8 protein-coding genes and 2 pseudogenes are annotated in these 12,759 nt (G+C 73.8%); 4 read left to right on the forward strand and 6 right to left on the reverse strand.

Going from position 1 to position 12,759, the window contains the following annotated elements; all coding sequences use genetic code 11:
- The first annotated feature begins 104 nt into the window (after positions 1–104).
- The 4 genes and pseudogenes from M1O15_RS13785 to M1O15_RS13800 form a co-directional block, all read left to right on the forward strand.
- Positions 105–647, forward strand: coding sequence for a hypothetical protein (locus M1O15_RS13785; RefSeq protein WP_248634091.1), 543 nt, complete (start codon positions 105–107; stop codon positions 645–647).
- 14 nt (positions 648–661) lie between these two features.
- A complete protein-coding gene (locus tag M1O15_RS13790; protein ID WP_248634092.1) occupies positions 662–877 on the forward strand; it encodes a hypothetical protein in 216 nt (71 codons plus the stop codon).
- A gap of 229 nt (positions 878–1,106) precedes the next feature.
- Positions 1,107–1,481, forward strand: a pseudogene (locus tag M1O15_RS31990) (DUF8825 domain-containing protein).
- Between the two features lie 261 nt (positions 1,482–1,742).
- Positions 1,743–2,625, forward strand: a pseudogene (locus M1O15_RS13800) (vWA domain-containing protein); the annotation flags it as partial.
- Between the two features lie 23 nt (positions 2,626–2,648).
- On the opposite strand, the gene M1O15_RS13805 reads toward M1O15_RS13800, so the two are convergent.
- From M1O15_RS13805 to M1O15_RS13830, 6 genes are all read right to left on the reverse strand, one after another.
- Positions 2,649–3,851 carry an alpha/beta hydrolase family protein gene (locus M1O15_RS13805; protein ID WP_248634094.1) on the reverse strand — a complete coding sequence of 401 codons (1,203 nt, stop codon included), beginning with the start codon at positions 3,849–3,851 and terminating at the stop codon, positions 2,649–2,651.
- Positions 3,852–4,027: 176 nt separating this feature from the next.
- A complete protein-coding gene (locus tag M1O15_RS13810) occupies positions 4,028–4,348 on the reverse strand; it encodes an STAS domain-containing protein (RefSeq protein ID WP_248634095.1) in 321 nt (106 codons plus the stop codon).
- Positions 4,348–8,502: a SpoIIE family protein phosphatase gene (locus M1O15_RS13815; RefSeq protein ID WP_248634105.1), complete on the reverse strand. Its 4,155-nt coding sequence runs from the start codon at positions 8,500–8,502 to the stop codon at positions 4,348–4,350. The genes M1O15_RS13810 and M1O15_RS13815 overlap by 1 nt, the downstream gene beginning before the upstream one ends.
- 315 nt (positions 8,503–8,817) lie before the next feature.
- Positions 8,818–10,884: an iron ABC transporter permease gene (locus tag M1O15_RS13820; protein WP_248634096.1), complete on the reverse strand. Its 2,067-nt coding sequence runs from the start codon at positions 10,882–10,884 to the stop codon at positions 8,818–8,820.
- Between the two features lie 4 nt (positions 10,885–10,888).
- Positions 10,889–11,863: an ABC transporter substrate-binding protein gene (locus M1O15_RS13825; RefSeq protein WP_248634097.1), complete on the reverse strand. Its 975-nt coding sequence runs from the start codon at positions 11,861–11,863 to the stop codon at positions 10,889–10,891.
- Positions 11,860–12,726, reverse strand: coding sequence for an ABC transporter ATP-binding protein (locus tag M1O15_RS13830; protein ID WP_248634098.1), 867 nt, complete (start codon positions 12,724–12,726; stop codon positions 11,860–11,862). The genes M1O15_RS13825 and M1O15_RS13830 overlap by 4 nt, the downstream gene beginning before the upstream one ends.
- Between the last annotated feature and the right edge of the window lie 33 nt (positions 12,727–12,759).

The raw sequence follows: 12,759 nt of genomic DNA on the forward strand, positions 1-12,759 counted from the left end.
GCGGCCGGAAAATATTCGTTGTCGGGGCAGGGAGGGGGATCAGATTTTGGCTGTCATGTTCATCGACATCAGGGGGCATCATGCGTAAAAGAATACTTTTGGCCATGGCGGTTTCCGCTGTCGTCCTGCTTGCCGCGGGGAGCACGCCGGCCTACGTCGACGAGGGCACCGACATCCCTTCGGACTACAGCGGTGAGGAATTCGCTGACGACCTCGTCATCGAGGACCACCCTGGCGACCCTGAGGGGCCCCGTACGCGCAGCGCCTACGGATCGAGCCCGATTGAGACCTTCCAGTACCAGGTGGGCGGCCTGACCATCTCCATCCCCACGGGCTGCGCGCTGACCCACGGCATCAGCGATGACGGCCGCCGGATCACCAACCAGATCGCGGGAGTGGACTGCCTTGGCCCCTCCGCGCTGCTGGCGAAGTTCTGCAACACCCGCCTGGAGTTCCACTACGCCAACACGGCCGGCAAGACCTACAGGATCGTGCGCGGTCCCCTGAACACCACCTGCCGCACCGGGACGGTAAACACCTACAAGATCGGGATGGATCACACCCTTCCACACTATGGGAAGGCGTGCGCCCAGATGTTCGTCAACGGAAAGCGTCGCGCTGTCACGTGCCACTTCATCACGCAGTAGTCCATCATGGACCCATGGCATACAGCTCGAAGAACTGGTGGATCGAATTCGCGCTTTTCGTGTCGGTAAGTGCGATTAGTGCAGTCGTGCTGACCCTCTTGTGGGCTATGGCGCTCGACGGCCGCGAGCAGTCCGGCAACGGGCTGCTCGTCCTCGTGCCCAGCGTGATCATCGGGCTGCTGTGCGCGCGGTTGTACCGCCGCCAGCACGTGCCGCCGAGCACCCACTGACCGAGTCCACACCTCACCGCCGGTACTCTGCCTCCGCCGCGAAGCGGCGGAGGCAGAGGCATGTCCGCACTGGCCGCAGTGATGCACCCCTCGGTCACGACGGGCTCGACCACCTCCGGCCACGGGCTCCGGCCCTGGATCCCCCGGTATCCGGGTTCCTCGGCGGCCGGAGGCAGACAGCGGCGTGCCGCAAGCCGAATCGGAATCGAACGCGCATACCATTTTTGCCATGGCCGAAACCGAGTTCCCTGGTGACCTGCTCACCGCCCAGACTCACCTACATCAGGCCTCCGCAGAACTGTCCGCGCTCCTGCGCTCCCTACCCTGGTCGGTAGAGCCGATGGACGGATGACCCGGCACCGGGCACCCGCATACCGGCGAGGTGACCGGCGGCCGCGAGCCCAGTCCCGGCTGGACCGAAGAGCAGAAAGCAGCCGTCGACCAACTGCGCCGGGAGTGCCTGGACCTGTCCGCCACCGTGCTCACCCACCCGTACGGGGAGACCTTCCAGGGTGAGGAAGTCGTCAAGGAGCGGATGCGCCTGATGCGCGAGGCGAGGCCCGAGAAGGTGGTGTCCCCGAGCGACATGACCACCGCTGCCTGACCTGCTGCCGCCGGCAGCAGCAGTCCGTACAGCGCGGTGATCTGCTCTCGACGCCGGACGGGCCGGTGGTTCAGGTGTTGCTGCGGGGTGCGTGGTCGAAGAACCGGTGGTCGGTGTCGACGGGGATCTCGCGGACCTCTGGGTAGGGGCGGGGGAGGGGTCGCTGGTGGCGGCGATGACCTGGCAGGCGTAGCCGTCGGTGGAGGTGTCGGAGGCGACGTCGATGAGGGTGTCGATGAGGCGGTGGCCGGTGGCCTGGTCGACGGCTCCGAGGTCGGCGAGGGGCGAGTCGATGCAGGCCTGCTGGGCCTGCCGGAGGGCCGGTTGACGGAGGACTATCTGCGCGGATTCGGCCTCGGAGCCCGTCTGGGCGACCTGGCCTGGCCGGACTGCGGCAGCGGAGCCGACGGCCTGGAGCGGGAGTGGGAGCTCGGCCCGGACGGCGCCGACGCCCTGAGCGAGCGGCAGCGGGACGCGGTCCGCTTCCGGGTGGCGCAGGCCATCGAGGGCCGACCGGGCGACGCCCCGAAGGGCTGGCGGCGCTGGGCCGAAGAGGCCTTCCAACCGGCCCTGCCATGGCGGCAGTTGCTGGGAACGGCACTCCGCTCGGCGGTCTCCGGATCCGGCGCGGGCGACGACTACGGTTACGGCCGGCCGTCCCGGCGCTCGGCCGGGGTGCCCGGCACGGTGCTGCCGAGCCTGCGCCGCCGGCCACCCCGGGTCACCGTGGTGGTGGACACCTCCGGTTGGGTGACCGACGACGAACTGGGCAGCGCGCTCACCGAGATCACCGCCATCGCCCGGGCCGTGGGCGGCCGCCGCGACCTGGTCGGCGTGGTCTCCTGCGACGCGGCCGCGCACCGGGTGCACCCGCTCTGCCGGGCCGGGGAGATCCCGCTGATCGGCGGCGGGGGCACCGATCCGCGCTCCGGCTTCGCCCGGGCGCTGCGCGAACCCCAGGCCGGACGCGGTGGTGGCGCTGGCCGACGGGCAGACGCCCTGGCCGGCGAGCCGGCCGCCGTGCCGGACGGTGGTCGGCCTGTTCCCCCGGCCCTCCCGGCGCCCCTACGAGGACGAACGCGACCACGTCCCCCGCACGCCGCCCGGCTGGGCCAGAGCGGTGGCCATCGGATCCGTCCGATGACCCTCCGGGCCGCGCCGGCAGTATCAGGACCGCTTCAGCACGTCCTCCAGCCAGTCGAAGACCCGCTGGTCGAAGCGGGCGCGGTTCGCGGTCTCGCAGTGCCCGCCGGTGCCCTCCTCGGCGGTGAACCGCACAAAGGCCTTGGGGCACTCCAGCGCCTCGTACAGCTGCCGCGCCGCCGCGCCGGTCGGGTCGCCCTCGGCGGTGGCGACCAGCGTGGGGCAGGTGATGGCGGCGGCGCGGTCGGAGATCCGGTAGCGGCCGGTCTCCACCACGTACGCGCCCAGGGACCGCAGCCCGTGCACCCACAGCGCCCGCTGCACGAACTTCCAGCGCAGCACCGGGTCTTCGGCGAAGAAGGACAGATACGGGTCCAGCTCCCCGGGTGGTACGTCCGGCAGCCGCGCCCTGAGCTCGTCCGGGATGGGCAGCTGTGGGCCGAAGCCGTCGAGCAGGTCCCACTGGCCGGGGTCGGCGACCAGGGCGGCCGCCCGTGGCTCACCGCTGACCCCGCGCGGGGCGAGGTAGCCGCCGAAGCTCCACCCCATGACGGCGATCCGGTCGGCGTCCACCTCGGGCAGGGTGACGGCGAGGTCGAACACCGGGCGCAGCACGTTCTCCCAGTCCGGCCGCATCACCAGACCCTGCTTCACCAGTGCCCGCCCCTGGCCGGGGCCGTCCACCAGCAGGCAGGCCATGCCGCGGCGGACCGCCGGGACGGCGTGCGACCAGTACATTTCGTGCACGCTGCCGTCGTAGCCGTCGACCGCGACCAGGGTGGGGAAGGGGCCGGCGGAGTCGGCGGGCAGACAGAGCCAGCCGGGCAGGCTGGTGTCCTCGTACGGGATCTCCACCGCGGTCATCGGATGCGGGGCGTGTGCGGCGAAGCGCCCGAAGCAGCGCTCCTGCCGGTCGAAGGCCTCCACCAGCCGGGGGTCGACGGGCGCGCCGAACAGCGCGGAGTACGAGACCCGGTGGTAGGTGGTGGCGCGGGCGTACGCCTCCCGGGCGCTGACCGGATGGCCGGTGACCGCGCTGTGGTCGGCCCACTCCTCCACCGTGGCGGCGGTGGACGACCAGGCGTCGTACCAGCTGCCGGTGTCCCCGGGGACGACCCGGGTGAGGGTGCGCTCCACCTCGCCGAGCTCCGCGCCGCCCCGGGTGGCCGGGAACAGCGCGCGTTCGGCGAGCATCTGGAAGAGCGGGTGGTCGATGAGCTGGGGCACGGCGGGCTCCCTTCGACGGCCGGGACCACAGGCCGGAAGCCGCGCGAAGGACCTCCGCGGTCCCTTCCTCATCGTCGTCCCGGCGCCCCGCGGCCACCACTCGGGCCCCGGGCCGGGGGGCAGTCCCGGTGCCCCGCGGCCACCACTCGGGCCCGCGCCCGGCGGCCCCCGGGGGCTCAGTCCCGGGAAGCGGCGTTGTACGGCCCGGTGCCCGAGGCGTGCACGGGGGCCAGGTCGGCCAGCCCCGAGGTGGTCAGCACCGGGGTGAGCAGCTCCGGCGCGATCAGCTCGATCCGGTCGGCGTGGGCGAACAGCACGCTCAGCCCGGCGCTGTCCAGGTACTCGACGGCGGTGAGGTCGATGACGAGCCGGCCCGGGGTGGTGTCCAGGGCGCCGGCCAGGGCCTCGGTGTTGCTCATGTCGATCTCGCCGGCGGCTCTGATGACGGCCGTTCCGTCCGGCCGCTGGTCGGCGGTGAGGGTGAGCGGAGTGGTCATCAGGCGATCCTCGTGTGCATGTCGACGGTGGTGCCCGCGGGGCCGGGTGTGATGGTGACCTGCTGCATCATCGCGCGCATCAGGATCACCCCGCGGCCCCGGTGGACGCTGGCCTCGGGCGTGGGCGTCCGCCAGCGTCCGCTGTCGGCGACGGTCAGATGCAGACTGCCCACCGAGGCCTCGGCCCGCAGCCACACCGGCTGCCCGGGCGCGTGGCGGTGGCCGTGCTCGATGGCGTTGGCACAGGCCTCGCCCGCGGCGACGAGGATGTTCTGCGCGGTCTGCGGCGGCAGGTCGCACTTGTCCAGCCAGCCGCGCAGCGCCCGGCGGACCGGGGCGAGCTGACCGGACTCGGCGGGGAAGCTCAGCTCCAGCGGCGCGGGGTGGCGGTAGAGCAGCAGCGCCACGTCGTCGTCGTACCCGCCGGCCGGGGCGAGGCGGGCCATCACATCGGTGGCGAGGGTGTCCACCGCGGTGTCCCGGCCCTCCTGCACCGCCTCGCTGGCCTGGTTGATACCGGCGGTCAGCGGCCGGCGGCGGCGCTCCACCAGCCCGTCGGTGTAGAGCATCAGCGTGGCGCGGGCCGGCACCGTGCACTCGCCGTACGGGCGGGGCTGCCCCAGCCGCACCGCCAGCGGGATCGAACGGCCCTGGTCCAGCAGCCGGGTGGTGCCGTCGGGATGGGTGAGGATGCCCGGCGGATGCCCGGCGCTGGAGTACACCAGCCGCCCGGTCTCCGGGTCGAGGACACCGCAGAAGACGGTGGAGCACACCGCGCCGGGCACCCCGGCGGCGAAGTGGTCCAGCGCCATCAGGGTGCGGGCCGGGTCGGCGTCCTGGATCAGCAGGGCGCGGCAGGCGCTGCGCAGCTGGCCCATCACGGTCGCCGCCTCCAGGCCGCGGCCGACGCAGTCGCCCACCACGATGCCGATCCGGCCGTCGGGCAAAGCGACCGTGTCGTACCAGTCGCCGCCGACCTCCAGCGGCCGGGAGGCCGGCTCGTAGCGGACGGCGAAGCCCTCCGGCAGCCGGGCGGGACCCAGGATGGCCCGCTGGAGGGCGAGCGCGGTCTCCCGCTGCTGCTCGATCTGGTGCACCCGGGCCAGCGCCTGGGCGAGGTGCCCGGCCAGCAGGGCCAGCAGCAGCCGGTCCTCGTCGGTGAACGGCCGCCGCTCGCCGAGGTCCAGCCACAGCGCCAGACGCCCCTGCGGGTGCTCCAGCAGGATGCCGGCGCCGGTCTGCCCGGCGACCGGGGTGAGCGACGGCTCCTCCCGCAGCGCCTCCAGCCGCTCGCGGAGCGCCGGGGGGAGGCCCTGCCAGGACGGCGAGAGGTCGGTGGCGGTCAGCCGGGGCGCCGCCCCGGTCCCGTCGAACACGGCGGCCACGACGCCCGCCGCCCGCCACAGCCCCTTCAGCTCGGACAGGGCGCCGGCCAGCGCCTCGGGCAGGTCGGCGGCCTCGGCCAGCCGCACCGTCAGCGACGCCAGCGCGGAGTCCCGCTGGATGGCGTAGTGCTCGGCGGTAACGTCCCGGAAGGTGCCCACCGTGACGGTCCGCCCGCTGTCCGGGTCCTCGGCCTGGGCGAAGGTGGCGCCCACCCAGACCCGGTGGCCGTCGCGGTGCGTCACCGGGATGGTGTAGCTGCCCCGCTCGCTGCCCATCAGCAGGGCGAACGCCTCGGCCACCTGGCGGTGCGCGTCCGGGTCGGTCTCCGCGTCCGGCCACCAGGGGTGGACCGGCGCGTACGGCAGGTCCTCCGGGCCGAAGCCGAGGATGTCGGTGAACGCGGAGTTGATCTCCACCACCGCCCCCTGCTCGTCGCAGACGAAGAAGGCCTCCTGGAGTGAGTCCACCAGCGCCGTCCGCCAGCGCGCGTGGTGCCCGCGCAGCCGCGCCAGCTCCACGTTGGCCCGCACCCGGGCCAGCAGCTCCGCCGCCGCGAACGGCTTGACCAGGTAGTCGTCCGCGCCCGCGGTCAGCCCCTCGATGGACGCCTCCTGCCCGGCCCGCGCCGACAGCAGCAGCACCGGCACCGCCGCCGTCCGCGGATCCGCACGCAGCGCCGCGACCAGTGCCAGACCGTCCAGCCGGGGCATCATCACATCGCTGACCACCAGGTCCGGGGCGTCCTTGCGGATCGCGTCCAGCGCCTCCTGCCCGTCCCGCACCGCCCGCGTCCGGTAGCCGGCGCCGCGCAGCAGCCGCACCAGGTACTCGCGCATGTCCGCGTTGTCGTCGGCCACCAGCACCCGCGCCGCGGCCGCCGGACCGGAGGACGTACCACCGGTCCCGTCCGGCCGTACGTCCCGCGGGGCGTCGGCGGGCGGCTCGCCCGGCAGCCAGCGCAGCGCCTCCTGTACGTACGGATCGGCGGCCACCGACGGCGCGCCCGCCTCGGCGCGCTCGACCAGCGCGTCGGCGGGCAGATGCCCGGCCCCGAACGGCAGCCGGATGGTGAACCGCGTCCCGGCCCCCGCTGTGCTGTCGGCGGCGATGGTGCCGCCGTGCACCTCCACCAGCTCCCGTACCAGCGCCAGGCCGATGCCGCTGCCCTCGTTCGACCGCGAGCGGGCGTTCTCGATCCGGTGGAATCGCTCGAACAGCCGCGGCATCTCGTCCGCGGCCACCCCGATCCCGGTGTCCTCGACCACCACCACCGCCTCGCCGCCGTCCGCCCGGGTGGTCACCCGGATCGCGCCCTCGAAGGTGAACTTCAGCGCGTTGCTCAGCAGGTTGAGCACGACCTTCTCCCACAGGCCGCGGTCCAGGTACACCTCCCGGCCCAGCGGGGGGCAGTCCACCGCGAACTCCAGCCCGGCCCGCTCCACCGCCGAACGGAACACACTGGCCAGCTCCGCCGTCACTGCCGCGAGGTCCGCCGGCTCGTAGGCGGCCTGCATTCGGCCCGCCTCGATCCGGGAGAAGTCCAGCAGGGTGTTCACCAGCTTGCCGAGCCGCAGCCCGTTGCGGTGCACCACGTCCAGCTCCTGGCGGACCCGCTCGTCCCCGCCGTCGTACCGCTCCCGCAGCTCCTGCAGCGGGCTCATGATCAGCGTCAGCGGGGTGCGGAACTCATGGCTGATGTTGGAGAAGAACGCCGTCTTCGCCCGGTCCAGCTCCGCCAGCTCCTCCGCCCGCCGCTGCTGCGCCTCATAGGACCGCGCACCGGCGACACCGGCCGCGATATGCCCGGCGGTCAGCTCGACGAAGCCGCGGTAGCCGGCGTCCAGCGGCCGGTAGCGGTTCAACCCCGCCACCAGGAAGCCGTACGGGGCGGCGCCCTGCCGCAGCAGCGGCACCGCCAGCGCCCGCACCGGCGGCTCGGCCCAGTCCCCGCACGGCAGCTCCGCGAACGGGGCGCCGGCCAGCTCGATCAGCGCCGACCCGCCCCGGGCCGGCTCCGCGGCCGGCCACACCCCGCCCGGCCCGTCGGCCGGCAGCACCGCCGGGGCGGCCGGGTGCCCGGCCGCCAGCCCGGTGGCGTTCGCCAGCCGCGCGGAGCCGTCCTCCTGGAACAGATACGTCAGAGAGAAGGGCAGGTCGCGCGGGTTGCGCCCGAGCTGGCGGCCGGTGAACGCCAGCACCTCCTGCTCGGTGCGGATCACGCTCGGGTCCGAGCCGAGGTCCCGCAGGGTCGCCATCCGCCGCTCGTTGACGACCCGCTCCGTCTCCTCGCTGACCACGCAGAGCATGCCGACGACATCGCCGGAGTCGTCCCGCAGCGGGCTGTACGAGAAGGTGTGGTAGCTCTCCTCCGGATAGCCGGAGCGCTCCAGGAACAGCAGCAGCGCCTCGTCCCAGGTGGCCTCACCGGTCCGCAGCACCGTCTCGATCCGCGAGCCGGCCGCGTCCCAGGCCTCCGCCCACACCTGCGACGAAGGCCGCCCCAGCGCCCAGGGGTACTTGTCACCCAGCGTGTCGCGCCGGTAGGCGGCGTTGCAGAAGAACGTCAGCTCCCGGCCCCACGCCATCCACATCGGGAACCGGGAGGAGAGCAGGATGTCCACCGCGGTCTGCAGGCTCTGCGGCCAGTCGGCGGGCGGCCCCAGCGGAGTGGACTCCCAGTCCACCGCGGCCAGGTCGCGGCCGACCTCCTCGTCGCCGGCGAACACCCCGGCGGCCGGGCCGCCCGCGGGTTCCTGCCCGGCGTCCATGGAACGCGTCACTCGACACCCTCTCGTCCAAGCCGGCCCTGCTGCCCGTACGGGGCCGGCGCGTGGAGCGCTCATCCGTCCCCGCGTCCCGCCGGGAGACCTCGGGTCCGCTCCGGCGCCGTCGCACGGGGTCGCCACCCCGCCACCCGCACACCGCCCGGGTGACCGCGGCGGCGTGTCGGTACGCGATGACGCGATCCGTAGGATAAGCCCCCCACGCGCCCCTCCCGACCAGCCGCTCGCGCGGCGCCCGGAACGGCTCGGGGCCCCACTCCGGCGTACCCGGAAGGGGCCCCGTCACGCACCGTCCCGCCGCTATCGCCGGCTGCGCAGCAGCAGGTGGACGAAGTACGGGGTGCCGATGACCGCGGTCATCAGACCGGCGCCCAGCTGGGCCGGGGCGATCACGGTACGGCCCAGCAGATCGGCCGTGCCGACCAGCACCGCGCCGAGCAGCACCGACACCGGGACCACCCGCACATGGTGCCGGCCCACCAGCGCCCGGGCCGCGTGCGGGGCGACCAGCCCGACGAAGCCGATGGTGCCGGCGGCGGCGACCGCGGTGGCGGACAGCAGCACGCTCAGGGCCAGGAAGCCCAGCCGCCCCCGCTCCAGCGCCAGGCCCAGCAGCCGCGGCGTGTCGTCGTCCAGCGAGATGAGGTCCAGCTCCCGGCGCCGGGCCACCGCCAGCACGATGCCGATCACCAGCACCACGGCCACCGGCAGCACATCGGGGAAGGTCCGCCCGTAGGTGGAGCCCGACAGCCAGGTCAGCGCCTTGGTCGCGTTGAACGGGTCGGTGAGCACGATCATCAGCGAGACCAGCGCCAGACTGCCCGCCGCCACCCCGACCCCCACCAGCACCAGCCGGTTCTGCTCGAAGCCGCTGCGCGCCGCCAGTCCGAAGACCAGCGCGGCGGCCGCCGCCGAACCGGCGAACGCGCCTCCGGCCAGCTCCCAGGTGCCCACCGAGGGCACCGTGGTCACCAGCAGCACCGCGCCCAGCGCGCCGCCCCCGGAGATGCCCAGCACCCCCGGCTCGGCCAGCGGATTGCGGGACACCCCCTGCACCAGGGTGCCGGCCAGCGCCAGCGCGCCCCCGGCCAGCAGCGCGGCCGCGACCCTCGGCACCCGGGTGTCCAGCACGAAGGTGACGCCCTGCCCGGCCCGCCCGGCCAGCCAGTTGACGACATCGCCCAGCAGCAGCTTGGCGTCGCCCAGCAGCACCCCGCCGACCACCACCCCCACCAGCGCGGCGGCGATCAGCGCCACCGACACCGAGAAGGCGAACCGGCCCGGGATGCGCAGCCGGTCCGGCGGGGTGGACCCGGGCGACTGCCGGGTCCGGAAGGCCAGCACCACCAGGAAGACCGCGCCGACCACACTGGTCACCACCCCGGTGGGCACCGCGACCGCCAGCTCCGGCGACACCACGGCCCGCAGCGCCACATCGGCGCCCAGCACCAGCGCCGCGCCCGCCAGCCCGGCCAGCGGCACACCGGACCGGGACCGCCCGAACGCCGGGAAGCGGCGGCGCAGCGGCCGGACCAGCGCGGGCGCGCACAGTCCGACGAAGGCGATCGGCCCGGCCAGGGTCACCGCCGAGGCGGCCAGCAGCGCGGCCAGCACCACCACGGTGATCCGGGTGGCGCGCACCGGCACGCCGATGCCCCGGGCCGCGTCGTCGCCGAGCGCCAGGGCGTCCATCCGGTGGGCGACCAGCAGCAGCCCGGCGAGCCCGGCCAGGGCGACCGGCGCCATCTGGAGCACCCCGCCGAAGCCGTTCTGCCCGATGCCGCCCTGGCCCCAGTGGTAGAGCCCGTCGGTGCTGTCCGGGAACAGCAGGAACAGCGCGTCGTTGACGGCGTTCAGCCCGAGGGCGAGGGCGGTGCCGGCCAGCACCAGCCGGACGGTGCCGGTGCCGAGGCCGGACAGCCCCAGCACCAGGGCGGCGGCGGCCAGGCCGCCGGCGAACGCCGCACCCGAGGAGGCCAGCAGCGGGATCGACACCCCGGTGACGGTGAGCACGGTCAGCGCCAGCTGGGCGCCGGCGTTCACCGCCAGGGTGTCGGGGGCGGCCAGCACATTGCGGCTGACCGTCTGCAACGCGGCCCCGGCCGCGCCGAGGGCGAGGCCGACCAGGATGCCGGCGACCGCCCGGGGCAGCCGCGAGGCGATCAGCACGGAGGCGTCGTCCGCCGTGGCCCGGCCGGTGAGGGCCTGCCACACCTCCGCGGGGCCGGCCGAGGCCGTGCCCTGGGTGATGTCGACGACGGCGAGGACGGCGACCAGCAGGACGAACGCCGCAGCCACCGCGACCGCGCCGGCCCGGGGCGTCTTCCTCAGCTCCGCGGCCTTGCGGGTCATCGCGGTGGCGGTCATCCGGCTACTTCTTCGTCAGGGCGGGGACGAGGGCGTCGATGTACGCCTCCATGGACTTCGGGCCGCCGAACATCCAGATGCCGTCGGGCAGCTTGCGCACCTTGCCGTTCTTCACGAACGGCAGCGACTTCCACACCGCGTTGCCGGCCAGGTCCTTGGTGAACACGTCCCCGTCGGCGTCGTTGCCGATGTAGGCGAACGGCACGTCGCCGACCGCGGTCAGCCCCTCGACGTCGGTGGTGGCCAGACCGTAGTCCTTGTCGCCCTCCATCTTCCAGACGTTCTTCAGCCCCAGCTCCTCGTTGACGGCGCCGACGAGCGAACCGCCGGTGTACGGGCGGATCGAGACCTGGTTGGAGGCGGCGTAACCATCGGCGAACGCGATGCCCTTGCCGGCCAGCCCGGCGTCGGCCAGGGCCTTCCTCCCCTCGGCGACCTTGGCGTCGTACGCCTTCTTCACCGTCTCGGCCTGCTCGGTGCGCCCGGTGGCCTTGGCGACCAGGTCCAGGTTCTCCTTCATCCGGCCGACCTGGTCGGCGGCGTCGGCGGAGCGCATCTCCAGCACCGGGGCGACCTTGCGCAGCTGCTTCACGGCGGCCGCCGGCAGGTCGCTGGTGGCGAGGATCAGGTCGGGGGAGAGGGCGGCGATGGTGTCCATGCTGGGCTCGCCGCGGGTGCCGATGTCCTTGGGCTGGTTCTTCAGCGGCACCGCCGAGACCCAGGCCTGGTAGCCCTTCACATCCGAGACGCCGACCGGGTCGACGCCGAGCGAGACCAGCGCCTCCACGACGTTCCACTCGGTGCCGACGACCTTCTTCGCGGGGCCGTCCAGGGTGACCTTGGCGCCCTTGGCGTCGGTGAGGGTGATCTTCTCGGCGGCCTTGTCGGACTTCGCCGGGGCCGGCTCGGTCGTACCGCAGGCGGTGAGGGCGAGCGCCGCGGTGAGCACGGCGGCGGAGGTGGCGAGGAGTCGTCTCATGACGTGGTGCGGGACCTTTCCGGTCGGGCGTGGTGGCGGCCGATCGCGCGGGTGCGCAGCCGGCCGGTCAGGGGGTCGGTGTCGACGTCCATGCGGATGCCGTAGACGTCGGTGAGGCGCGGCGCGGTCAGCACCTCGGCGGGAGCGCCGTCGGCGACCACCCGCCCCGCGCTCAGCAGGACGATCCGGTCGGCCACGGCCGCCGCCTGGTCGAGGTCGTGCAGCACGACCCCGACCGCGATGGAGTGGTCGTCCGCGAGGTCGCGGATCAGATCGAGCAACTCCACCTGATAGCGCAGGTCGAGATAGGTGGTGGGCTCGTCCAGCAGCAGCACCCCGGTCTCCTGGGCCAGGCAGCCGGCCAGCCAGACCCGCTGGAGCTGCCCGCCGGACAGGTGCTCGGCGCCGCGTTCGGCGAGCTCCGCCACCCCGGTCAGACCGAGCGCCCGCTCCACCGCGGCCGCGCCGTCGGGATCGGCCCCGCCCCAGCGCCCGCGGTACGGATAGCGGCCGAACTCCACCACATCGCGCACCCGCAGCCCGCTCGGGGTGGGCCGGCTCTGCGTCATCAGCGCCACCCGCCGCGCGAACTCCCGCGAACTGAGGGCCAGTCCGTCGGCCGCGCCCTCCTGGCCCGGGTCGATCGCCACGGTGCCGCTCCGGGCCCGCTGCAACCGCGCCACGGTACGCAGCAGGGTCGACTTGCCACTGCCGTTCGGCCCCACCAGGGCGGTCACCTCGCCGGGCCGCAGCGCGAGGGTGGCCGAGTGGACGACATCGGTGCCGTCGTACGCCACCGTCACGCCCTCGGCCAGCAGTTCATGGCCGCGCCGGCGGGCGGACTCGGCATGTGCTTCTGACATCACGAGTGTGAAGGTTAGACTAACCTAAGTAGC

Origin of the sequence: Streptomyces lichenis, assembly GCF_023218175.1 — a bacterium.
GTDB classification, from domain to species: domain Bacteria; phylum Actinomycetota; class Actinomycetes; order Streptomycetales; family Streptomycetaceae; genus Streptomyces; species Streptomyces lichenis.

What these genes read in the sequence shown, in the direction of transcription:
- M1O15_RS13785 (WP_248634091.1), top strand. Translation starts at nt 105, where the DNA reads ATGGCGGTTTCCGCTGTCGTCCTGCTTGCCGCGGGGAGCACGCCGGCC.
- M1O15_RS13790 (WP_248634092.1), top strand. Translation starts at nt 662, where the DNA reads ATGGCATACAGCTCGAAGAACTGGTGGATCGAATTCGCGCTTTTCGTG.
- M1O15_RS13810 (WP_248634095.1), bottom strand. Translation starts at nt 4,348, where the DNA reads ATGACCACTCCGCTCACCCTCACCGCCGACCAGCGGCCGGACGGAACG.
- M1O15_RS13815 (WP_248634105.1), bottom strand. Translation starts at nt 8,502, where the DNA reads ATGGACGCCGGGCAGGAACCCGCGGGCGGCCCGGCCGCCGGGGTGTTC.
- M1O15_RS13820 (WP_248634096.1), bottom strand. Translation starts at nt 10,884, where the DNA reads ATGACCGCCACCGCGATGACCCGCAAGGCCGCGGAGCTGAGGAAGACG.
- M1O15_RS13825 (WP_248634097.1), bottom strand. Translation starts at nt 11,863, where the DNA reads ATGAGACGACTCCTCGCCACCTCCGCCGCCGTGCTCACCGCGGCGCTC.
- M1O15_RS13830 (WP_248634098.1), bottom strand. Translation starts at nt 12,726, where the DNA reads ATGTCAGAAGCACATGCCGAGTCCGCCCGCCGGCGCGGCCATGAACTG.